Genomic DNA, 23,400 nt, shown 5'->3' with positions numbered 1-23,400 from the left:
ACGAACATCGTGTTTTTAAAAAACTACAAATATATCCTCTTTTCTCTATTCTGTGTACTTTTTTAGAAAAAGTACCAAAAATCCGGCTGGGCCATTCGGTTGGAAACGCCTACACCTCACTGCCTATCAGAACCCAAACTCCCTCCGGTCAAACAGTGGGTTCTGCTGTACGGCAGTTCGGCAGCCGTTTTGACAAACCGAATGGCAAGGCCGATCAACGACCTGAGGTATCCTTTGGGTTTACGTTCTTTATTCCTCCCTGTCCTTCTTGAGGAGCCTGTCCCGAGCCGTCGGGAAGGGATCCCTTTGGGGCTGTTAATTTTAGGCACCACGATGGTGAACGGAGGCTAGGCAGACCCGACTGTTTGAAGGAACGGTAAATAAAACCAATACTGGGATAGATAGCACCACGTAGAGCCGCGATTGATCGCGGCCGGGAACCCATTATGAGCAGATGATTTGAGTTGCAATTTCCGCAAATCGCCTATACAATATTGGAAAAAGGCTGGAGATATTTTTATGGGGAGGAAATCATGACAAAACTGGAACAGGTCCTGGTGGAAATTGAATCACTATCTGTTGATGAATTTTCGCAATTGCGTGACTGGATCATAGAACGCGATTGGGAAAAATGGGACGAAGAAATCCGGGACGATGCTGAGAAAGGTCGTTTAGAATTTCTGAAAGAGGAAGCCATTAAAAATTTATCATGATTATAGAGGCATGGAGTCCCATTTCTGTGTTGGGGCGGAATCCCGCAACGGCGGGATAAGGCGACGCAACGGTTTTGGGATTGTTTTGAAGATTTACCAGAAACCATCCAAAAGACGGCAAGGAAAAATTTTAGTTAATCAAACCTAAATTGAGCGGTTGTTGTGGATGAGATGTGCCAAGATGTTGAGATGAAAAGGGTTTTGTGAAACCGGAGGCATACCCGGAGGGTCTGTCGAGGATTTCACGGAGCCTTAGCGCTCAACAGATTGGTGCAGATCGCCGCATAAAATCACTTAATTTAGGTTAAAGACAACCCATACCACCCGTCACTGCATTTTAAAAAGATCGGTGATGTTTGGTCAGCAAGAGTAGGCCGAAATTACCGTGCGCTTGCGATAAAGGATGATTCCGATTTTATCTGGGTGTGGGTTGGTTCCCATCAGGAGTATGATCAATTACTCAACCGGTGATTAACTTACGTCAGTGCTAAAGAGTTACCGTGTTATTGTGTTATAGTTCAAAATTCGTGAGTCGGAAGACGGCGCTTTTGTGGGCTTGCCTGGAACACTTGTCCCACCAGGGATCTCTATGAGGGGCGCTAATCGTGAAAAGTAAAAAAGATATAAGGGTATAGGGGAATAAGGTATAAGGAAAAAGAAATAACCAGTTGTTAGTCGCGGCTTGAGGCGCGTGTAGATGTCGAGCCCGAAGGGCTCAAATATGAATAGCCACCGGTGATAACCGGTGGGGTACGGATCCCCCAGACCAAAACGCAACCCCAACGGGGTTGAATGAGTTGTCCAACTCTCAACCTTCTTTCAACACAACTCACCCCTTTTATTCCCCTCTCTTCCAAGAGAGGGGAAAAGAAGACTTGGATATTTGATGGTGCGTACCCCTTCCTCTTCCGAAGAGGAAGGGGACAGGGGATGGAGTTGTGTTGGTAAAATAACCCATTGTCATTTCGACTGTAGGTCCGACTCGGTCGGACCGAAATGGAGAAATCTCGCTGTTCAAAATAACTCACTCCTATTAAGTAGTGGCCTTTTGTTCTCTTCCTCTTCTGAAGAGAAAGGGTCAGGGATGGAGAGGGGTTGTTCAATAAGGTGTCATTCCGACCAAGTCCGGTGTGTGGACGCGTGTCCCACCAGGGACTCCTGCCGGAGGAGGAATCTCGGTTTTTCTTCTGTGCACTCAGCAGCCGAGAACACCAACACCGAGATCTCTCCGTGCGTCGCCTGACGGCTCCTTAGTCGAGATGACAAAATATACTACCCTCCCATCAATTGTCATTCCGACCGACCGAAGGGAGTGCCCCGGGAGGGACTCCTTCCGGAGGAGAAATCTCGCTTTTCAAAACAATAAAAGCACCAACGACGAGATCTCTCCGTGCGTCGCCTGACGGCTCCTTAGTCGAGATGACAAAATATACTACCCTCTCATCAATTGTCATTCCGACCGACCGAAAGGAGTGGAGAAATCTCGGTTTTTAACAAGCCCGGAGGGCTTGAACATGATTAGCCCCGTCCCGTCCGGACGGGACGGGGATCATTAGTAAGATAAGATTCCAACCCCAATGGGGTTGAATGATATTTTTTCAAGGCATATTTTTAGAAATTCCAACGAGATCCCTACGGTGAAAGTGCCAATGAAAAACGGTGAGAATTATTCCGCTTGTTGTTCTTCCCTCTCCTTGTTGAGGAGAGGGACCGAGGGTGAGGTGTGTTGTTTCCGTAATTCAACTTTTTCCGCCGTCAGAGCCCCGCACTCAGACACTGAATTTCCGAAAAAATATTCTTTGGAGATTTTAATAACCGAAACTTTGAGATAGATTCTTGTTGTTCAATTGGCCTTCAAATTAATTTCGCTCTATTGGCCACTGGCCGGAAGCCAGGCAGAATCAGCTGTCTGAAGGAGCGGAGCAACTGAGTTCTGATTCTGCCCTGGAGGGCAGTGCCGCCAATACCGAAATTGATTTGTCAGCCTTGACCTTTTGCCTACTTTTATGTCAAGATAAAAGTAGGATGACAAGATGTTGCGGTGTTCGGTTGGAAGGTAGTGAAGGTCGGACATCCCTCTTCTTGCTGAGGAGCCTGTCCAGAGCCGTCGGGAAGGGACCGAGGGTGAGGTGTGTTGTTTAATAATTTCAAAGCTCTCCCCACTCAAAATCCCCGGCGGTGCTTCCGATCTATTCCCGGACCGTAAACGTCCTCCACCCGGAAAGACTCATGGCATGCGGCCGGTCCTCCTCGTCCAGCAGACCTGAAGCATACACCCTCCAGAAATACTGCGCTCCGGGTTCCAGCGAATCCGGAACAGTCCAGGAGTCCATGGCTTGGCGGGCATAACTGGTCCGTGGTATCACTGGGCTGACCGTTAAGGTATTTTTAGAATCATCGGCGAGTTCCACCAGGTAAAAGCCGGCGTTGGATTCCGGCGGAGAGATATTCCACTCCAGAACAGGTTTTTGATCGGGTGGCTCTTTAAATTGAGATAAACCCGATTTTTGCAGAAGCACAAATTTCAGAGTATCGGAAGGATCGCTCTTATTATCGGAATCGTCGATTGCCCGTAAATAATAGTAGACCAGCGTATCAATCGGAACCGTGGTGTCCTGAAATTCCGTGGCGAGGTTGCCCTGTTTTTCCTCGACCGTTCCGACAATTTCGAAAACGTCCAGCGAACTATCCGCCCGGTAAATCTGGTACCCGGCAATATCGGCTTCCTGGCTTGGTTGCCACTCCAGAAGCAGCGCATCCTCCCCGGCGACCGGCCGCACACCTTCTCTGGGAAACTCACCAAGAACGGCAGGATACACCCACTCCGGCGGCTCCGGCGGTTCCGGATCCTCGATGTCGGTCACGCAGGCCGCTAGCATTAGTCCCATGACTGAAACAAGGAACGATATGGTGAACCTATTAAACATTTTTATTGAGAATAAAAAAGTTCGGAAGGTAAAAAATCAAAAGAACGAAAAATTGAACAAGGCCCCACTAACTACAAACCACCAACATTTCTTTCTTACCCATTTCCCTTCTCCTACTTTCTTTATTGTATCCGTGAAAGCCGCTCAACTATCAGCGCGAGTGAGGACGCTATACCGGTAATTGCACTGGTTATACCGAGTGTCGTTGAAAAGTATTTTCTGAAATTCCCAGGGATAAAAATGGTGTCCCCCGGATACAATTCCGGTAAGCCGGATATGTCCGCATTGTCCAGGTACTTTTCCAAATCCACGTGAATAACTTCCTGCTCCGCATCATCGGAGAACGCTCTCACGATCCGGACTTCCCTCAGTTTTGCGTAATCGGTCGGTCCACCGGCACTTGAAAGTAAGGCAATGAGATTGATTTCGCTGGGCACCTTGTAGATACCGGGCTTCTGGACCTCGCCCCAGATGTTCACCTGCATCTGGATCTGACTCTGTTCACCTGGCAGGAGGTACCGGGAAGCCGGCTGTTCACCGGACTGGTTCTGGGCAAGCAGGCTGCCGCTTAGAAAAATGCCGAGAATAAACAGGAAAGAATATTTCACAATATTTCGCATAAGTGATTCCAATACTTGGGTTGACATATCCGCAATCGCAAAAGGTTAACGATTCGGCAAAATAATTCCAACAGATTCTTTCCGACAATCTGACCTAAATTAATAATAGAACGTATATTGTTTCTGTAGTTTAAATACCTCTACTGTCAATCTCTTATGCATAGAAACCAAATTTCCGAAAAAACCCTCTGGGGATTTACTAACAAAATTCTTTTTTACCTTTTTAATGTTATATGGCCTAAAAATCAATTGCGCTCAATTGGCCGCTGGCCGGAGGACTGCTCAAATCAGGTGTCTGACCGAAGGGAGTTTCTGGTTTGAGCCCGGAGGGCATTTCAGCCAATACCGAAATTGATTTGTCAGTTTACCCCGATTCTTACTACCCGGAATTTTTAATTCCGTTGGTAGTAAGTTATCGGGGCCTTGACTTTTTCCCACTTTTCACTGTCCATATGGTCCACGCTATCGGTCAAGCAAAAAGTGGCAAGAAGTGGGAGCCTAGGTACTCAACTTAATGGTAGACGGGATCTCTTCCGGACAAGGCCGATGAGCGGTTCCGCCGGATATATAGAAGGTCTTTTATATTCATAGAAACGAAGTTATTTTTCGGCCTCGCTCTTTATTTTGGGCACCGATTCGATGAGCGTAGAAAGGCCAGAATCAGCTGTCTGAGGGAGCGAAGCGACCGAGTTCTGGTTCTGGCCCGGAGCGAATTTTGAAACGGTCAAAATAAAGAGCGTCGCCTTGATTTTTTCTTCCCTTTTGTATCAAGACAAAAGGGAAATAATGAATTCGTATAATGCCGAAGATTATGTTGTCTAAATTGACATATTAGGCGAAAAAAACGTTTTGAAAGATAACTTTTATTAGCCTACCCTTTTGGAATGCCAAGTGGTGAGGATTGTCGGGAAAGGATCGAGGGCGGAATAAGGCCCTAAGGTCGCAAGCCCTAACGGATTTTTACCAAAAATACGTGTGCTTGTTCAAATGGCCTCCATAACTCTTTCGTATCAATGCCCGACGTACCGAGAACAGGGCAACTCAGCTGTCTGACCGGAGGGAGTTCTGAGTTGCCCCGAGGTAGCCGTTGGCATCGTCCCGGAAGGGATCCCGATGGGGCAGAAAGAGATGGGACCGCCTTGACTTTTTGCCACTTTTTAGTATCCATGTATTCCACGCAAGTGGTCAAGCAAAAAGTGGCAAGAAGTGGGAGCCTAGGTGTTCAACTTAATAGTAGACGTCCCCCCAGTCCGGAGGTGGAGTTAGGAAACACAATTTTGTGTGCTTCCTAATAGAATCGTTTAATTATTGCACTTTTTTTAGAAAAAAGTGCCAAAAAATCCGGCTGCGAAAACTGGTTTGAAACCGCTAACGGTTCGCTGCAGGTGAGAACCAGAACTCCCTCCGGTTAGACAGCTGGTTCTCACTCACTTCCGCTCACCGAGCGGTGGAACAAACCAGTTTTCAAGGCCGATAACAAAGGTTTGGGGTGCTTAAAATATCCTTTTACTTATGGTTGTTGTGTAAATGGCCTCCACGTCTATTTCGTCTTCATGCCCGGCGCCCTGAGGACAAGCGGGAATCAACTGTTTGACCGTAGGGAGTTTTGATTCCCGCCCGAGGAAGCCGTTGGCATGACAGAAATAGACGTGGCCGCATTGAATTTTTGCCACTTTTGTTTCAAGACAAAAGTGGAAAGAAATTTTGAAAGATTAATGAGTTATGGAAACACTCTAAAGGATGGTATAACCTAACTAACCGCCAAAAACACCGTCATTATTTCACATTCAAAGATCAAATTCACTCCCTCGGCACCGGCGTCAAAAATCTGCCCTCGCTGAGATAGTGGCCGATATTTTCCGCGGTCTGTTTCGCCTTGCGGTTCGTCGACTCCGCAGTATTGAAGGCGTTGTGAGGAGTCGCAATGACCCGGGGATGCTCCATCAGTTTCAGCGTGGCCTCCACACTATCGCTGACCGCATTATCTTCTATGGCTTCCAAAGATGTATTTCCCCGGAGGACGCTGCCTAACGTTCCCTCTTCATCATACACGTCAAGAGCCGCCCCGGCAAGTCGTTCCTCCCGGAGTAATCGAACAAGATCTGCCGGCGGGGTAATTTCCCCCCGGGCGGCGTTAATGTAGAGCGCAGATGCTGGCGCGTTGCAGAGCGCGTCATAATCAAGCATGCCCTGGGTCTGCTCAGTCAGCGGGAGACAGCAGGAGATGATATCAGCCGATTGGATGGCAGGGATTAAATTTTGATACTCAAGTAGATACTTTGCAATCATCTCACCCCGTGGGACTATATCCACGCCGATAAGGTTCATCCCGAGACCGTATCCGATGTTGGCCAGCTCCCCGCCGATATTTCCGACACCGATAATGGTCAGCGTTTTCCCGGTGAGTTCCCGGCCGGTGAGACCATCTCTGGCGAAAGTTTGCATTGATTCCCGCTGCAGATCGACCCTCCGGAACAGCATCAGCGCCAACATCAATATCTGTTCCGCCACCGCCCGCGCGGCATATTTCGGGAGATGCCCGGAATCGAGGTGACTGTATTTCTCCAACAGCGGAGTTACATGATCATACCCGGTGGACCGTGTAAATATGGCCTCAAGATCCTGCAACCAATCCTTGGGAAATTTCGACTGCGTCCTGGTAGAAATAACCGCCGAGGGCAACTCGTCGATGCCGTCGTCCTGGATGGTGTCATCGGTAAAGTACCAAGAGTACCCCTCCGGAAGATATTCCCTGAGCAGGCGCTCCTCCTCTGCAAAAACCTCGAAAAATGCGGCGTCGTATTTCATAATTAAAAAATAGTTTAATTTTCCGGGAGAATCCAGATGTGCTTGTTTTTGTATCGTTATAACTGTGCAGTATTGAAATACTTAAGTCACCATTTTTGAGCGAATTCCAATATCGGTGAATTTTCCTTTTCTCTGCATTTTTTAAAAAGTGCTAAAAAATCCGGCGGAGAAAACTGGTTTGAAACCGCTCACCGAGCGACGGGGCAATCTAGTTTTCAAGGCCGGGAGCAAAGGTTTGGGGTGCTTTAAATTTCCTTTTACTTATCCTGTATTATTCATAAAAAGATCTTCGGAATTGTGCATTGAAGTAATGGCCGGATGTATGGTATGAATTGGCAGTACTCCGCTACCAAAATATTCTGGGGTAGAGACACGCCATGGCGTGTCTCTACAAATCGTTGATTCTGAACAACTAAACACGATATTTTTTATCACAAGTCCACGAGTTTATGAATAATTAAGGTTATGTAAATGGCCTTCAAGTCTATTTCGTCTTCATGCCCGGCGCCCTGAGGAGAAGCGGGAATCAACTGTTTGACAGAAGGGAGTTTTGATTCCCGCCCGAGGAAGCCGTTGGCATGACAGAAATAGACTTGACCGCCTTGATTTTTCCCCTTTTTGTATCAAGACAAAAAGGGAGTACGAATATGTAATATTAATATTTTAGACCAGCTCTTTGTGCAATATCTCGGAAAGAGCAAATATAATTTTCCACACTTTTGTACAAAGTGCATTGAAAAAAGTCTGCTCGAAACTTAGAGATGAATTATTATTTGTCTTCTTTTGACCCAAGTGTTATTCAACTCTGACCTATCTTGTAATGATTGAGGTTGTTTTCTACCGGCGCGGTACATCAAACCCATTGTAAATTAGTTAACAATTTCCCCTTGCAGTTCGCTCAAGTGACGTCTAAATTCATAAATGCTTTTTGAGAAATGAAGGATGGGGTGACTTGGGCGATTAGCTCAGCTGGTTAGAGTGCTGCCCTCACATGGCAGAGGTCACTGGTTCAAATCCAGTATCGCCCACACGCTAATTGACAAGCTATGAAGTGGGAATTTTGTCCTTTCTTACTGGACGGGCGCTGGTTAGAGTGTCCCGACCTGTCGAGAAGGTCACTGGTTCTCCCGGCGGGATCCCTTCGGGGAAATCCAGTATCGCCCACGAGAAAAGCAGTTGAGGTAGAAAATTTTTGGAACAGAGGAGTGTTGATTATTAACAAAAAAGCCGCGAGCAGCACGTAAATGGTTTACCCAAACCGGATACGTCGTTTTTCCCGACTGCGGATTACCAAACGGAGGCAAAACGAGCAACGCCGGAAAACAGAATCCCGGGCGGACCGAACGTTGGACATATCAACACACTGCTAAATTTTGAAAATGCATCGATTATTCGATGCATTTTTTTTTGTTTGGAGCCGAAAAATATCAGGAACCGACCCAATGAGAAACAAGGGAAATAGACGGAGGAATGATCAGTGAGCGAGTTGGAAAAACTCATCGAGTTACAGCAGGTTGACAAGGAATTAATGCGGATCGAGGAACTGAAGGGGGACCTCCCTGAGAAAGTACGGGAGACCCGCCAGGCGCTTCGGAAGCATGAAGCGCAGCTGGAAGAGGACAAGGGCCGCCTCGAAGAGATCAAGAAGGAGGAACGCAAACATCAGGCTACCATTGATGACAAATCGGAGAAAGTGGAGGAGAAGCAGGATCAGCTCTATCTGGTGACCACCAACAAGGAGTATGATGCACTCACCTCCGAAATTGAACAGTTTAAAAAATCCGTGGATGAAGCAGAGATGCAACTGGTGGAACTCTCCGATGAAAAGGAGCAGCTGGAGGAAGCCATCGCCATGGAAGAGAACCAGGTCGAGGAATTAGCGGAAGACCTGGAAAAGCGGGAATCCGACCTGGAAAAGACCATCAAGAAAACGGAAGAGGAACAGGAAAAACTCGAAAAAGAGCGGGAAGGGATCGTCAAAGATATCCCCCGTTCGAAACTTTCCCGTTACGACCGCATTCGGAATGCGCGGAATGGTCTGGCTGTGGTCCCGGTGGTCCGGGGATCATGCGGAGGCTGTCTGCAGCGGATTCCGCCACAGAATTTGGTGGAAATCCGGACCAAAGATCGCATGATGCCGTGTGAGATCTGTGGCCGGTTTCTCTACTGGCCGGAAGAACAGGACGAAGGCAAAGACGAATAAATATTACCATGTTTTTTGACAATTGATCGGATAGTCGCCCCGATTTGAATTTCACCAAATCTCTGATTTGGACTAAAGTATTCTATCGGGGAGGAAAGTCCGAACTCCGCAGGGAAGGATGCTCGATAACATCGAGGTCCCTTTAGGACGGAAAGTGCCGCAGAAACGATACCCCCCGATTAGTGCTATCCGAATCTATGATTCGGCAAATAGCACATTATCGGGGAAGGGTGAAATGGTGCGGTAAGGGCGCACCGCTCCGACAGCGATGCCGGAGGCCGGGCAAACCCCATCCGGAGTAAGATCAAGTTGGAGAGAATCGCGGTTTCCCGCCGATCCCGACTCGTCGGGACTCTCCAGGTAGATTGCATCAGGCCGGGAGCCATCCCGACCGCAGATAAATGACTATCCATTCGGCTACCGCCGGAGGACAGAATTCGGCTTACAGATCAATTGTCAATACCAATCGCCCCGCAGGATCCCCTGCGGGGTTTTTTTATGTTATTTTTCCATTATCCCCGGGCTAAAGCCCGGGGCTATTCATATTGAGCCGCCTTAGAGCTGTAAAATGCATTTCTTCCTCGCAATAAGATTGCGAGGCTAATCCATGTAGCCTTTGAATCTCATTCAAAGGCGGTCCTAATTCCATTCAATCTGCGTGCTATTTTATTCGGTAATAAATCATATCTCTTGATCCTTGACCAAACCTGCCCTATCATTTTACACCTAATTTGTCACTCAAACCTTTCAGGATTGTATGCGCAAAAAGAAACTGTGGAAATACAGGGAGTTCGGGCAGGCGAAGAATCAGGAAACCGTCCGCTCCTATGCCGATAATATTGGTGTCATCCCTCCGGTTGCCAGTATTCTGCTGAACCGGAACCTCGATTCCAAAGAAAAAGCCGATACCTTTTTCAACCCCAGCTTCGACCATCTCTGGGATCCGTATATGCTCGCGGGCATGGAGAAAGCCATCGAAAAGGTTGCCGATGTCATAAGCAGCGGCGAAAAGCTCCTTATCTTCGGCGATTACGACGTGGACGGGACCTCGGGGACTGCGCTGCTCACTTGGTTCTTTCGGGATAATCTCGTCGATGTGGATTACTATATTCCGGACCGGGAATCCGAGGGATACGGCCTCTCAAAACAAGGCATCGAATATGCCAGAGATATCGGGGCCAGCCTGATCATTACCTGTGATTGCGCCATCAACGCATTCGAGGAAGTGGATTACGCCAACGAGCTCGGAATCCCGATTATTATCACCGATCATCACCGGCCGCCGGAGTCCTTGCCGGACGCTGCGGCCATATTAAATCCGAACCGCATCGATTGCGAATACCCGTTCACCGGTCTTTGTGGCTGCGGGGTGGCATTCAAATACGCGCAGGCCATGTGCAGAGCATTTTCCGGGGGCGCCGGTCCCAACGATGGAGACTGGAGCGAAGAACGACTCTTTACGCACCTCGATTTGGTCGCGCTGGCCACTGCGGCGGATATGGTTCCGGTTACCGGCGAGAACCGGATGCTGGTCCACGCCGGAATCCAACAATTACCAAAATCCAATAAACCCGGACTCCGGGCGCTTATCAAGGTCAGCGGGCTGGAGAAAAAGCTCCAGGAGGGCGCCGACCTGAACGTCGGAAATATCGTCTTCCAGATCGCGCCACGGATTAACGCGGTCGGTCGGCTCGGCAGCGCCACCCGCGCCGTGGATCTGCTCACTACGGAGAACCGGCGCGAGGCGAAATCGCTGGCAAAGATACTGGACCAGGAGAACACGGCACGCCGGGAGATCGAACGCAGCACCTACGATTCGGCAATCTACCTGGTCCAGTCCAAATACCCGAAGCTCTCCTCCGGCGAAGTGCGGTCCCTCGTTCTCTGGGAGGAAGACTGGCACCAGGGCGTTATCGGGATTGTCGCCTCCAAGCTAAAGGAAAAATACCACCTGCCCATCGTCATCATTTCGCTGGATAACGGTGTCGGCAAAGGCTCCGCCCGGAGCATCTCCGGTTTTGACCTGTACGATGCATTCACCGAGTGCGCCGACCATTTCATCGGGTACGGCGGTCACGCTATGGCGGCCGGACTCTCCATCGAAACCGAAAACCTGGAGCAGTTCGAAGAGCAATTTCAGAGGATTGCAGCAAGAGAAATCACCGACGACATGCTGGTACCGGGGCTCACGCTGGAAACGGATATCCGGTTCACAGACGTCGGCTCCCAGATGATGCAGATGCTGCAGCGGCTGGGTCCGTATGGGCCGAAGAATATGCGGCCGGTCTTCGGCGCCAGAAACCTCTCGGTGGCCGGACTGCCGCGGATAGTGGGGGAGAACCACCTGAAGTTCAAGGTCAAACAGGGCCGGACCATGCTGGACGCCATCGCCTTCCAGATGGGTGAATATTACGAGCTTCTCATCAAAAACGAGCCCATCGATCTGGCCTTCGTCGTGGAAAAAAACCGCTGGAACGGCCGGGAATTTATCCAGCTCAACGTCCGGGATATTATTCTTTCCAAAGAGAATGAAGTTGCATCGCCGCTTACAGACTAGGCCGTAGTCAGAGCACCATACCCATCTCTGGGAAACAACTTGCCGTGCGCTGCGGAGAAAATTCTCGAATCTTGGTTCATTTGCATCTATATTGTCATCTCAACCGAAGATTGACCTATTTTTTAAACCCAAATATTTTAATAGCAGACAGATGACGCAGATTCTGCAGATTTTCGTAGATCGTCCGGTTGCAATACAGAGTATCTGCACAAAAAAACTAGCTTTTTGTCTTTAGGGATAGGATGCAATGCTATTAGAACCACCTACATATTTTGATCAGCGATTATCTTGCCGTTTCTGCTCCGGAAGGTGTCCCTTCCGGGACGTTCTCCGACTTGTCGGGGACAACGTGCTATTCGTTCATTTGAAATAACATGAAACCGGGAGGCATCATGAGACGAAGTTATATTGCAGGTACTGGTATGTATGTCCCTGAGCGGGTTGTGACGAATAAAGATCTTGAACAGATGATGGATACCAGTGATGAGTGGATCCGGGAGCGAAGCGGTATCCAGGAGCGCCGATTTGTTGAACCCGGCACCGGGCCGGCGGATTTGGCCGTCCATGCGACCAATCAAGCGCTCGAGAACGCCGGTTGTACCATAGATGACGTGGAATTAATCATCTTCGCCACGCTGAGTCCGGAACACTACTTCCCGGGATCTGGCGTTTATCTCGGCCGGAAACTCGGTCTCCGCGGCGTTGGGGCGTTGGACGTCCGAAACCAGTGCTCGGGGTTTATTTATGGGCTGTCGGTTGCCGATCAATACGTGAAATCCGGCACCCACGAAACCGTGTTACTAATAGGCGCCGAGGTGCATTCCGTGGGACTGAACCTCTCCACCGAGGGCCGCGACGTAGCCGTCCTCTTCGGCGATGGTGCCGGGGCAGCTGTGATTCGCGGGACTGAAGCCGAGGACAAGGGCATCCTGTCCACCCACCTTCATGCTGACGGAAAATATGCCGACGAACTCTGGGTCGAGGCGCCGACTACGCTTCAGAAACCGTGGATTTCCAAAGAGATGATCGACCAAGGCATGGTGTTCCCCAAGATGAATGGACGGCAGGTTTTTAAACACGCTATCACCCGGTTTCCGGAAGTCATCCGGGAGAGCCTGGAGGCGAACGGCTATACCGAAGAAGATCTGGACATGGTGGTACCCCACCAGGCGAACTTCCGGATCACCGAAGCCATTGCCAAGCGGCTGAATCTGAGCGAAGACCAGTATATGAGCAACATCCATAAATATGGTAACACAACGGCGGCCTCCATACCGATAGCATTGCACGAAGCGGTGGAGGAAGGCCGTATTTCCAAGGGAGATCTGGTCAGCCTGGCCGCCTTCGGCAGCGGATTCACCTGGGCTGCCGCACTGATGCGTTGGTGAATTATATCGACTGGTCGGTGAGGTAAACGAATAGGTTATCCGTCTCGTAATATTCGCCGTCACAAACATTGCGAGGATTGATTTGATATGCAAGCCTTTGAATCCCATTCAAAGGCGAATCATTTCCCGACAGTGGTGATACCACCATAATCAACAACTCAAAAATGAGTATTTACAGTCATCCCTCGGCTGCTCCAATATATCGGAGCAGCTGTCCCAACGGGATCCCTACGGGGAGGGATGTCGTTTTCTATCCTCCGGAGAATACCTCATCAGATTCCTCGACTCACTTCGTTCGCTCGGAATGACTCACCATTTTACTCATGAGAATAATACCAGTCATCCTGAGCGATCCCGCACTGGCGGGAGAGCCGTCCCGGAGGGATCCCTACGGGGAAGGATCTGGTCGTCCACCCTTCGGAGGTTCCTTTTCGAGATTCCTCCTCCGAGAGGAGTCCCTTCCGGGACGTTCGTCCGGCGGCTGCCGGACTCAGTCGAAAGGACTTGTTCTTCTTACTGGAATACAACTCACCCTCTTGTTCTCCTTCTCTTCAAAAAAGAGGGAGAGACGTGAATCCAAAACCAGGCAAAGAACCTATTCCCCTTCCACTTCCGAAGTTGCAAATCCCGACGCGTTTTCGGGGAGGAAGAGGAAAGGACAGAAAAAAAGAAAGGACGCCCAAAGGGCTTCAACATAAATAGCCACCGGCGGAGCCGGTGGGCCGAAGAAGTTACCTGAATGCCCACAACCCCGAACGGGGTTGAAAAGATATCATTCAATTCCCCGAGTTGCCACTTTGGACTATTCATGTTCAATCATAAGAGGATTTTTTTATCCTGCCCGGACTTCATTCCAAGGATTTTGCCTCAAGTTTCTGGTATATGGAAACGGACAAAAAGTGGAATCTCCGAATTCACCACCGGCGACACGAAAAGTGACCATTAGCGGAGGGGGACTTGCACGCCACTGACCGCTCCCAGCGTCATTGGCGGTAAATACTCCAAGTACTCCAAGTCCAAAGGAAATGACCGCGAATGGCGCGAAAAGCGGCCATCCGCGGAGGGTGTGATTCCCCTTCTTGAGGCCACTCATTCCGTCACTGATCGCTCACAGCATCCCTGACGGTCAAATACTGAACATATGTGTATTGGGAAACATGGAGTCTAATAATTGAATAGCCCCATCCCGTCCGGACGGGACGGGGGAAACGAAGCCCTCATCAAACCTTTCAGGGGCTTCAGCTCCTTACCTTTACAACTCCACGATTGCTTGGTAATACCCTGTGGTCTGCCGCGGAGAGATTCAATAGCAAGAATGAGGCCCACCTTGGCTAATATTCGACGCTCTCCGATTCTCCCAAAAAATCTTGCAACGATCCACACCCGCGTTTATATTGGCCAATCGTGGTTATAATAATGTTTTACAATACTATCAAAGGGTAATATGTCCGGTTATTTCAACGAACAGCACAAGATGATCCGCGATATGGTCCGGGATTTCGCACAGAACGAGGTGGAACCGATAGCCGCCGAACTGGATCAGACCGAGCGCTTTCCCACGGAATTAGTGGAGCAGATGGGCGAACTCGGATTGATGGGCATCCCGTATCCCGAGGAATACGGCGGCGCCGGAATGGACACCATATCCTACGCCCTGGCCATCGAAGAACTTACCAAAGCCTGCTCATCAACCGCTATCACCATGGCGGCACACACATCACTGGGAACATTTCCCATCTTTCGGTTCGGAACTGATGAGCAAAAGCAAAAATATCTCCCAAAGATGACCTCGGGTGAATGGTTGGGCGCATTCGGTCTGACCGAACCCCAGGCCGGGAGCGATGCCTCCGGCACGCAAACCACAGCTGTACCCGACGGCGACGAATGGGTCGTGAACGGCGGCAAAATGTTTATGACCAACGGCGGCGAGGCCGGTGTCATCGTCTTTACGGCCGTGACCGATCCGGACGCGAAGGGAAGCGATGGGATTTCCTGTTTTGTTGTGGAAGCCGGCACGCCGGGACTTGTCATCGGAAAAAAGGAAAAAAAGATGGGCTGGCGGGCGTCGGATACGCGACAGGTCCATTTTGAGGATATGCGCATTCCCAAAGAAAATCTGCTCGGTGAAATCAATCGCGGATACGCCCAGTTCATGGAGACCCTGGACGGCGGACGCATCAGCATTGCGGCCATGGGACTCGGCCTGGCGGAAGCGGCGTTCGAGGCCTCCAGGAAATATGTGAACGAACGGGAAGCCTTTGGAAAGAAGATTAAGCGGTTTCAGGGGGTGAGCTTTCCTCTGGCTGACATGAGAATGAAAATCGAAGCGGCACATCATTTAACGTACAATGCCGCCCGGCTAAAAGACGAGGGCAAGGACTTTAAGTTAGAAGCCGGCATGGCAAAACTCTACACCTCGGAATTGGCAACCTGGGCCACGAATCAGGCGGTGCAAACACACGGCGGATACGGCTACATCAAAGATTTTCCGGTGGAACGCTACTTCAGAGATGCAAAAGTACTGGAAATCGGTGAGGGAACCTCCGAAATTCAGCGACTGATAATTGCGCGTGAGGTCTTAAAAGAATAGGTATGGCGAATAAATCATCAGGATCGTCGGACAGTGGAAGCGGTATCCCGTCCAAGGGAAAGTTGGGGAATTCCCGTAAGCAGAATTCCCACGATAGCCCGTGGCGCACCAGCGCCTGGGTAAAAGTCGGATTGCTGATCGTGATTCTGGTACTCACTGCGCTGATGTTTCCCCGCAGTGAGGCGGTCGAGTATAACTACCAGGTCAACGAAATTACCAATGAGCCGATTATTGCGCCGTTTACCTTTCCGGTGTTGAAATCCGATCAGGAACTGGAAGAGGATCGCCGGGAAGCCCGCCAGGAAGTGCCGTTTGTATTCAGGCGCCAGCCGGCAGTCGTCGACACCCAACTGACCGAACTCTCCAACTTTTTTGCCGATTTGGAACAGATCCGGCGCGTTTACCAGCGATATCAGTCGTCGCTCTCCGAGTTGCCGGGTTCTGCCACTCCCCAGGGTGATACCCAGCAGGGGAATACCGTTTATAAAGATTCCTTGGCCTTCGCCTCGCTGGTGGAATCGTTTAACGATAGCTATGGTATCGATATCCGCCAGGACAAGTGGAACGTGTTGTTGATGGCGCAGGCGCCGGACGGATCCGATCGGCTGGTCCCGTTTCTGGAGCCGATTGTCAAACGGATTACCCGGGACCAGTTCGCCGAGGGGATCTATGATATCCCCATGGAGAATATCACAAGCAACCAGGTGGCGATTCAATCCGGCGGCGAAGAAGTCATTGAATCGGCGCAGAGCCATAACGACCGAAACAAGGCCTGGATTAATGCCAAACGTCAGATTCAATCCGCGCTGGGACAGGATAACCAGCAGCTGGTCAGTGCCGTATTCGAAGTCGTGGTACACTTCATGGAGCCGAACCTGGTATACCAGAAAGAAGTGACCGAACGACGCCAGGAAGAGGCCATCGCCAGAGTGCCCATCAGTAAAGGCATTGTCCTTGAGAATGAAAAAATTGTCGATGCCAACACCAGGGTCACACCGGAGATCCAGCGGAAACTCACATCACTGGCAGCCGCCAAGGCCAAACGCGGCGGAGAACAGGGGATCCTCTCGCAAGTCTATACCTACACCGGTCGCCTGCTGTTCGTGGCAATTATCCTGTTTTTCTTTGTAGCATTCCTGCTGACGTACAGGCCGGAGATTTACGAGGACAATAAGCATGTTCTCCTCATTTCGCTGGTATTTATCATGTTTACCGTATTGAGTTACTTTATCTACTACCAGTGGGGGCTCTCCGAGTACCTCATCCCGATTACCATTGCGGCGATGCTCTTCACCATAATTTATGACGCGCGGGTCAGTTTCTTTGGGACCATTACACTGACCGTTCTTATTTCGGTGCTCCTGGGCAACCGGATGAATTTCTTTATTACCACCATTTTCGCCAGTACGCTGGCCATTTATGCGGTACGGCGTCTGCGCACGCGGAACCAGCTCTATTACGCCATCCTGTATATTACCGGGGCGTATTACCTGGCCCTGTTCGCCACAGAATTGACGCTCGTGCCGGATCTCAGACACCTTGGCAGTAATTTCGTCTGGGCGGCAGGGAACGGTGTTCTCTCGCCGCTGCTGACGTACGGCTTGATCGCGCTCATCGAGATGTCTTTTAAGATCACCACGGATATGACGCTGCTGGAAATGTCTGATTTGAACCGGCCGTTGCTGAAGCAACTCGCCATGAAAGCGCCGGGAACCTATCATCACAGCGTGGTGGTCGGAAACCTGGCAGAGGCGGCCGCTGAGGCCATCGGCGCCAATTCGCTGCTGGCCCGGGTCGGCGCGTACTATCACGATATCGGCAAAATGAACAAGCCGGAATACTTTGTAGAAAACCAGAAAAGCAGCGAAAACCGGCACGATAATCTGAAGCCACAGCTCAGCGCGCTGATTATCCAGGCGCACGTGAAAGAGGGGCTGGAACTGGCCAAAGAACATAATCTTCCCAAGGAAGTCGCTGACTTTATTCCCATGCATCACGGCACCATGAAGATTGAATATTTCTACCAAAAGGCGCTGGAAAATGCCGCGGAAACCGGGGAAGAAGTCAACGAGGCGGACTTCCGGCACGAAGGGCCCAAGCCGAATACCAAGGAAACCGGGATTGTTATGCTTTGCGAATCCATCGAGGCCGGCACCCGTTCCATCAAAAACCCCACGCCACAGAAATTTCATCAGTTTATCGATATGATGTTCGATAAGCGCCTCAAGGACGGTCAGCTGGATGACTGTCCGCTCACGATCAAAGAGCTGAGCGAAATCCGCGAGGCGTTTGTCCCGATCCTGTTCGGTATGTACCACCTGCGGATTGAGTATCCTGACCAGCAGAAAGGCAATAAAAGCCAACAGAAAGAATGGCGGAAGAACCTCAAAGCGACCAAAGCCTAGCCACTCCGGCTCACCGTATCCGGATTGAAACCAATCTGGAGGGGCTTGAATATGATGAAACGCCGGTTTTGAAGGCGGTTCGCTCGGTATTGGATGCGGAGCAGTGTACAGAGGCGGAAATCGATATCATCCTGGTCGACGACGAATATTTGCGTGAACTGAAGCATGAGTTTTTCGGGCAGGACGTGTACACCGACGTTATCGCATTTCGGCTCAATTCCTATGAGGAGAGCAAGGTTGAGGGTGAGGTGTACATCAGCCTGCATCGGGCGGCGGAACAAGCCATGGAGTACGATGTAACCGCCGACATGGAAATCCTGCGGCTGGCGATTCACGGGATTCTCCATCTGCTGGGCTACGAAGACGATACGGACGAGAAAAAGGCAATAATGACCTCCAAAGAGGACCGGCACCTCGCATCGTTCGACGAACCGCTAATTGTACAACATCTGCCGTAATTCTATTCCATAAGATTATTTGAGCCTATGTCCTTCCTGGCGATCCAGATTTTACTCTTTCTCGGGCTGCTCCTGCTGAGTGCCTTTTTTTCCGGCTCTGAGACGGCGCTGTTCAGCCTCAGAGACAACGAAATCGAACGGATCAGGGAACAGCAGGATCACCCCAACGAGCGTATCCTGTACCTGCTCTCCAAGCCAAAGCGACTGCTCATCGCTATCCTCACCGGAAATACCATCGTCAATATAACCATCGGTTCATTGGCGGCCCTCATTGCCAGCGCCCTGGCGGTCCAGCTGGGCATCAATGAGGTGATTATTGTGGCTATCCAGGTCGTTATCGTCACGATCGTCGTACTGATAACGGGGGAAATTACGCCAAAGATTATTGCGGTGAGAAATACAAAACGCTTCAGCCGGGCTATCAGTATGCCGATGCTGCTGGTGTTCCGCCTGCTCTATCCGATTGCGTATGTGCTGTACAGCATCAACAACTTTTTTACCCGGATCCTGGGAATTAAAAAGGAAAATCTGTTCCTCTCGGAAGAAGAGATCCGCACACTGGTTGAGGTGAGTGAAAGTCAGGGGACGCTGCAGGAACAGGAAAAGGAGATGATCTATTCCATCTTCGATTTCGGTGATACTTTTGTACGGGAAATTATGATCCCACGGATTGATATGAAGGCCATCCCGACCTCCATGAAGGTGAAGGAAGTCATCGATATTATTAAAGAGCATCGTTACTCGCGCCTGCCGCTTTACGACAAGCGCGTGGATAATATCACCGGGATTATCTTTGCCAAAGATTTGCTGCCGTATCTGGGAAAAACCGCAGCAAACGTGCAGATCGCCATGCTCTCCCGACCGGTATACTTTGTCCCGGAAAAGATGAAGATCGACAAACTCCTACGGGAATTCCAGCAGCGGAAAACCAACATTGCTATCGTTGTGGACGAGTACGGCGGCACTTCCGGACTGGTTACGCTGGAGGACATTATCGAAGAGATCGTTGGAGAGATCCGCGACGAATATGATTTCGAGACACCGATGTACCGCTGGTTGGATCAGCATACCATCCTGGTCAACGCCCGGATGACCCTGGACGATCTGGACGACGTAGTGGAACTCGACATCCCGGAGGAACGTGAATTCGATACACTCGGAGGTTTTCTCTATTCCCGCGTCGGCGAAATTCCCGAGCAAAAAACCGAGATCGAAAACGAGGGCATCCGGTATATCATCGACCGGGTTCACGGTAACCGGATTACACGGGTGCGAATAGTCCTGCCTGAGCAGCAACCCGTTGCCCAGTCCTCGGAAAAAAGCGATACGCTTGAATAAGAATTTAAAAACACAGCTCCATCCTCCAACAGGGTGCGGATTGGGACTCCCTCTCTTCAGAAGAGAGGGAGAACAAGAGGGTGAGTTGTGTGTATATCTGCATTTAACTTGCAAATTACCTGGGATGTCGAAGACCTCCTGAATAGTATGGTATTAAGCAGCATGGAGTGGACAATGATGAATAGCCCCGCCATTTATGGCGGGGGAGGAATGGTTGTATCTCCTTGGGGGCTTCAGCCCCACCCCACCATTGCCTGGTCATATACTGCGGCTTGTCTGGGGGATTCAATACTTGCTAACAGAAATGCCCTTCAGGGCTAAAAAAATTGGATATTATAAGACCCTATGCCCCAAAACCTACCCGATCTTCCTGAAGACAAATTCAGAGCCCTGGTTGAAATCCTGAAGATCCTGCGCTCACCGGACGGCTGTCCGTGGGACCGGAAGCAGACCCACAAATCCCTGGTACCGCATCTCCTGGAAGAAGCTCACGAAGTTGTGGAGATGATCGACCATCAGGATTCCAAAGGACTCAAGGGCGAACTCGGCGATCTGATTATGCACGTGGTCTTTCAGTCGCAAATCGCCGAGGAAGACGACGAATTTTCCATCGATGACGTCATCGAGAGTATTAATCAAAAGCTCATCCGGCGGCATCCGCACGTGTTTTCCGACTCCGATGTGGAGGATGAAGATGAGGTTATCAAAAACTGGGAGCAGATCAAGATGGAGGAGGGCCGGGAATCGGTGATCGACGGCGTGCCGAAATCCCTTTCCGCACTTATTCGTGCCAACCGTCTCCAGCAAAAAGCTTCCCAGGTCGGCTTTGACTGGGATTCCGCCGAACCGGTATGGGACAAAGTCGATGAGGAAATTGCAGAACTAAGGGAAGTTGTCGAATCCGGCGCCACAGAAGAAATTGAGGAGGAGTTCGGGGATCTCCTGTTTTCGCTGGTGAATCTGTCACGCTTCCTCAAGGTGAATCCGGAAGATGCCCTCCGTCATACCATCAACAAATTCATCCGGCGCTTCCAGGCTATCGAAAAACGGGTCAACGATGAGAATCTGGACATGGACGGCATGACTCTGGAGGAGCTGGACGCCCACTGGGATGCCGTCAAGTCCGAGGAATCCCAGAGGGACAACTAGAAGTTACTGACTCAGTATTTGAACGTGGACCTTTCGGGTCCGGGGCCCGTCGAATTCACAAAAATAGATGCCCTGCCAGGTGCCGAGCACCAGACGTCCGCCATCAATAATAATCTGCTCAGAACATCCGACTGTACTAGACTTCAGATGGGAGTCCGAATTTCCCTCCATATGGCGAAATCGTGGATCGTCATCGAAGACCTCATTCAGTTTCAGCTTCAGATCATGCTGCACGCTGGGATCTGCATTTTCGTTAATTGTGATACCGGCCGTCGTGTGCGGCGTAAATACCACGCAGATCCCGTTCTGAACGTCGGAATCCCGCACGATATTCGACACCTTGCCGGTGATCTCGGTAAATTCGTTACGCTGGCCGGTTGATACGTTAAAAGTCTCCATAATTCAAGCATCCTCTGTTTTTTGCAATTTTCATTTCTCCAATATAGCCAACAGAACGCAAACGATTGAAGGGGGAATTGCGGAAACTGCTACAGATTCAAAAAAAGTCATCCCGACTGAGCGGAGAGTATGGAGGGATCTCATAAAGGAACCCTCGGAGGCAAACAAACAAGAACCCTCGGTTCTATTCCTCCGGGCTTTGGCGCTGGAGACTTAACCTGCAAGCGGCAGGTATCGCCCCCAATGGAAAAATAACCCTTAAGACACTGAAAGGGTTATCTGTTGATGTGGAGAAATCCCGCCGCCGACCGCTGACAGCGTCGGTGGCGGTCTGTCTCATGATTTAAACAAAAACTGTCGTCGACCCCACCGCATCGACGATGACCACCGCCAGCAGCCCAGCCGGTCATTCCGAGCGAACGTCAGTGAGCCGAGGAATCTCGTAAAGGAATCTCCAGAGATGCAATTCACTATAGGGGCCCCCTTGGGATGGCTCTCCCGCCGCGGCTCGCTCGGGGCGACTGGTATTGCCATTTTACAGTAACAAAATAAACTGAGTCATCCCGACTGAGCGGAGAGTATGGAGGGATCTCGTAAAGGAACCCTCGGAAGCAATCAAACAAGATCCCTCGGTTCCATTCCTTCGGGCTTTGGCGCCGGGAGAATTAACCTGCAAGCGGCAGGTATCGCCCCCAATGGAAAAATAACCCTTAAGACACTGAAAGGGTTATCTGTTGATGTTGAGAAATCCCGCCGCCGACCGCTGACAGCGTCGGTGGCGGTCTGTCTCATGATTTAAACAAAAACTGTCATCGACCCCACCGCGGAGGAGACCACCGCCAGCAGCCCAGCCGGTCATTCCGAGCCAACGTCAGTGAGCCGAGGAATCTCGTAAAGGAATCTCCGGAGATGCACTATGAGCTCATTCCCAATAGGGACCCGTCTGGGACGACTCTCCCGGCATGGCTCACTCAGGACGACTGGTAGTGCCATTTTAAAGAAATCAATAAACTGAGTCATCCCGACCGAGCGTAAGCGAGCGGAGGGATCTCGTAAAGGAACCCTCGGAAGCAATCAAACAAGATCACTCGGTTCCATTCCTTCGGGCTTTGGCGCCGGGAGAATTAACCTGCAAGCATCAGGATTCGTAAATACCCTTTCAGGCTCTTGACCCCTGAAAGGGTCGCAAGCACCGGTAAAGTTATCGCCTCTGATACCGGGCTATATGGAGACCATGGCCCGGAACATCGGCTGTACAGCCTGAGGGCTCCATTTTATTGGAGTTTTTTTCGGTGTATTTCGGTGTTATATCCCATCTGTTTTTAATCAGTGGTTATCCATTTTTTCTGCGTTCATCTGCGTGCTATTCATTTACGGAGAGAATCCCAAATCAGAACTCCTCCTCCCACAGCTGATACCCGGTCCGTTCCATTCCCAGCGCCCGGTAGGTGCTCTGCGCCCGCTCGTTTTCGTCCTCCACATACAACCGGAGGCCGCAAACAGTTTCATCTTCTCTGGCAGACCGCTCCACGTATTCGTACATGGACCGGAACACACCCTGTCCGCGATGCTCCGGCGCGACATACACGCTCTGAATCCACCAGAAGAGCCCGTTCCGCCAGTCGCTCCATTCGTAGGTGATCAGCAGGCATCCTGCAACCTTACCGTCCACCTCTGCCACCAGGTAAAATCCATACTCCGGAGTCTCCATCAGGCTTTGAACTCCCCGAATCACAGTATTCTTATCCAGAGATTTATCTTCCGTCTCCCGGGCCATGGCAATGTTGTAATCTGCAATGTATCCGGCATCCTTACGCCGTGCCCTGCGAACGGTAATATTCATTT

16 protein-coding genes, 1 tRNA gene and 1 other RNA gene are annotated in these 23,400 nt (G+C 50.4%); 13 read left to right on the top strand and 5 right to left on the bottom strand.

Annotated elements, in window-relative coordinates:
• A partial coding sequence (locus K9N57_16105; GenBank protein ID MCF7805708.1) for a hypothetical protein occupies positions 1 to 272 on the top strand: 272 nt, incomplete at its 5' end.
• Positions 273 to 533: 261 nt separating this feature from the next.
• On the top strand, positions 534 to 713 hold the full coding sequence (locus tag K9N57_16100; protein MCF7805707.1) for a hypothetical protein: 180 nt from the start codon (positions 534 to 536) through the stop codon (positions 711 to 713).
• Between the two features lie 2,189 nt (positions 714 to 2,902).
• On the opposite strand, the gene K9N57_16095 is transcribed toward K9N57_16100, so the two are convergent.
• From K9N57_16095 to K9N57_16085, 3 genes are all read right to left on the bottom strand, one after another.
• Complete coding sequence (locus tag K9N57_16095) at positions 2,903 to 3,601, bottom strand: hypothetical protein (protein MCF7805706.1); 699 nt, start codon at positions 3,599 to 3,601, stop codon at positions 2,903 to 2,905.
• Between the two features lie 161 nt (positions 3,602 to 3,762).
• The gene (locus K9N57_16090) at positions 3,763 to 4,260 is read right to left on the bottom strand and encodes an SLBB domain-containing protein (protein ID MCF7805705.1); all 498 of its coding nucleotides are present in this window, start codon (positions 4,258 to 4,260) and stop codon (positions 3,763 to 3,765) included.
• 1,800 nt (positions 4,261 to 6,060) lie between these two features.
• Positions 6,061 to 7,068 carry a hydroxyacid dehydrogenase gene (locus K9N57_16085; protein MCF7805704.1) on the bottom strand — a complete coding sequence of 336 codons (1,008 nt, stop codon included), beginning with the start codon at positions 7,066 to 7,068 and terminating at the stop codon, positions 6,061 to 6,063.
• 954 nt (positions 7,069 to 8,022) lie between these two features.
• On the opposite strand from K9N57_16085, the gene K9N57_16080 reads away from it, so the two are divergent.
• The 10 genes from K9N57_16080 to mazG all read left to right on the top strand — a co-directional run bounded on the left by K9N57_16080 (position 8,023) and on the right by mazG (position 21,156).
• A tRNA-Val gene (locus tag K9N57_16080) sits at positions 8,023 to 8,096 on the top strand.
• A gap of 449 nt (positions 8,097 to 8,545) precedes the next feature.
• On the top strand, positions 8,546 to 9,271 hold the full coding sequence (locus tag K9N57_16075) for a hypothetical protein (protein MCF7805703.1): 726 nt from the start codon (positions 8,546 to 8,548) through the stop codon (positions 9,269 to 9,271).
• 18 nt (positions 9,272 to 9,289) lie between these two features.
• Positions 9,290 to 9,732: RNase P RNA component class A (gene rnpB / locus K9N57_16070), an RNA gene on the top strand.
• Positions 9,733 to 10,028: 296 nt separating this feature from the next.
• A complete protein-coding gene (recJ, locus tag K9N57_16065; protein MCF7805702.1) occupies positions 10,029 to 11,828 on the top strand; it encodes a single-stranded-DNA-specific exonuclease RecJ in 1,800 nt (599 codons plus the stop codon).
• A 392-nt stretch (positions 11,829 to 12,220) separates the two neighbouring features.
• On the top strand, positions 12,221 to 13,216 hold the full coding sequence (locus tag K9N57_16060; protein MCF7805701.1) for a ketoacyl-ACP synthase III: 996 nt from the start codon (positions 12,221 to 12,223) through the stop codon (positions 13,214 to 13,216).
• 1,444 nt (positions 13,217 to 14,660) lie between these two features.
• Positions 14,661 to 15,806, top strand: a complete 1,146-nt coding sequence (locus K9N57_16055; protein ID MCF7805700.1) for an acyl-CoA dehydrogenase — start codon at positions 14,661 to 14,663, stop codon at positions 15,804 to 15,806.
• Between the two features lie 2 nt (positions 15,807 to 15,808).
• The gene (locus K9N57_16050) at positions 15,809 to 18,211 is read left to right on the top strand and encodes an HDIG domain-containing protein (GenBank protein ID MCF7805699.1); all 2,403 of its coding nucleotides are present in this window, start codon (positions 15,809 to 15,811) and stop codon (positions 18,209 to 18,211) included.
• The gene (gene ybeY, locus K9N57_16045) at positions 18,178 to 18,669 is read left to right on the top strand and encodes an rRNA maturation RNase YbeY (protein MCF7805698.1); all 492 of its coding nucleotides are present in this window, start codon (positions 18,178 to 18,180) and stop codon (positions 18,667 to 18,669) included. Before K9N57_16050 ends, ybeY begins: the two co-directional genes overlap by 34 nt.
• 27 nt (positions 18,670 to 18,696) lie before the next feature.
• Positions 18,697 to 20,007: a hemolysin family protein gene (locus tag K9N57_16040; protein MCF7805697.1), complete on the top strand. Its 1,311-nt coding sequence runs from the start codon at positions 18,697 to 18,699 to the stop codon at positions 20,005 to 20,007.
• A gap of 345 nt (positions 20,008 to 20,352) precedes the next feature.
• Positions 20,353 to 21,156, top strand: coding sequence for a nucleoside triphosphate pyrophosphohydrolase (gene mazG / locus K9N57_16035; GenBank protein MCF7805696.1), 804 nt, complete (start codon positions 20,353 to 20,355; stop codon positions 21,154 to 21,156).
• 3 nt (positions 21,157 to 21,159) lie between these two features.
• Here the strand turns inward: mazG and K9N57_16030 are convergent, their stop codons facing one another.
• Complete coding sequence (locus K9N57_16030) at positions 21,160 to 21,555, bottom strand: secondary thiamine-phosphate synthase enzyme YjbQ (protein ID MCF7805695.1); 396 nt, start codon at positions 21,553 to 21,555, stop codon at positions 21,160 to 21,162.
• A gap of 580 nt (positions 21,556 to 22,135) precedes the next feature.
• On the opposite strand from K9N57_16030, the gene K9N57_16025 reads away from it, so the two are divergent.
• Positions 22,136 to 22,354, top strand: coding sequence for a hypothetical protein (locus tag K9N57_16025; GenBank protein ID MCF7805694.1), 219 nt, complete (start codon positions 22,136 to 22,138; stop codon positions 22,352 to 22,354).
• A gap of 591 nt (positions 22,355 to 22,945) precedes the next feature.
• On the opposite strand, the gene K9N57_16020 is transcribed toward K9N57_16025, so the two are convergent.
• On the bottom strand, positions 22,946 to 23,398 hold the full coding sequence (locus tag K9N57_16020) for a GNAT family N-acetyltransferase (GenBank protein ID MCF7805693.1): 453 nt from the start codon (positions 23,396 to 23,398) through the stop codon (positions 22,946 to 22,948).
• Positions 23,399 to 23,400: the final 2 nt, after the last annotated feature.

Source organism: Candidatus Neomarinimicrobiota bacterium, from assembly GCA_021734025.1.
GTDB lineage: Bacteria > Fidelibacterota > JAANXI01 > JAANXI01 > JAANXI01 > JAANXI01.
This window is presented reverse-complemented; position numbering and strand designations above follow the sequence as displayed.

Bases quoted from the DNA above. Each gene is read 5' to 3' on its own strand.
- K9N57_16100 (MCF7805707.1), top strand. From the start codon at position 534: ATGACAAAACTGGAACAGGTCCTGGTGGAAATTGAATCACTATCTGTT.
- K9N57_16095 (MCF7805706.1), bottom strand. From the start codon at position 3,601: ATGGGACTAATGCTAGCGGCCTGCGTGACCGACATCGAGGATCCGGAA.
- K9N57_16090 (MCF7805705.1), bottom strand. From the start codon at position 4,260: ATGCGAAATATTGTGAAATATTCTTTCCTGTTTATTCTCGGCATTTTT.
- K9N57_16085 (MCF7805704.1), bottom strand. From the start codon at position 7,068: ATGAAATACGACGCCGCATTTTTCGAGGTTTTTGCAGAGGAGGAGCGC.
- recJ (MCF7805702.1), top strand. From the start codon at position 10,029: ATGCGCAAAAAGAAACTGTGGAAATACAGGGAGTTCGGGCAGGCGAAG.
- K9N57_16060 (MCF7805701.1), top strand. From the start codon at position 12,221: ATGAGACGAAGTTATATTGCAGGTACTGGTATGTATGTCCCTGAGCGG.
- K9N57_16055 (MCF7805700.1), top strand. From the start codon at position 14,661: ATGTCCGGTTATTTCAACGAACAGCACAAGATGATCCGCGATATGGTC.
- K9N57_16050 (MCF7805699.1), top strand. From the start codon at position 15,809: ATGGCGAATAAATCATCAGGATCGTCGGACAGTGGAAGCGGTATCCCG.
- ybeY (MCF7805698.1), top strand. From the start codon at position 18,178: ATGGCGGAAGAACCTCAAAGCGACCAAAGCCTAGCCACTCCGGCTCAC.
- K9N57_16040 (MCF7805697.1), top strand. From the start codon at position 18,697: ATGTCCTTCCTGGCGATCCAGATTTTACTCTTTCTCGGGCTGCTCCTG.
- mazG (MCF7805696.1), top strand. From the start codon at position 20,353: ATGCCCCAAAACCTACCCGATCTTCCTGAAGACAAATTCAGAGCCCTG.
- K9N57_16030 (MCF7805695.1), bottom strand. From the start codon at position 21,555: ATGGAGACTTTTAACGTATCAACCGGCCAGCGTAACGAATTTACCGAG.
- K9N57_16025 (MCF7805694.1), top strand. From the start codon at position 22,136: ATGGAGGGATCTCGTAAAGGAACCCTCGGAAGCAATCAAACAAGATCC.
- K9N57_16020 (MCF7805693.1), bottom strand. From the start codon at position 23,398: ATGAATATTACCGTTCGCAGGGCACGGCGTAAGGATGCCGGATACATT.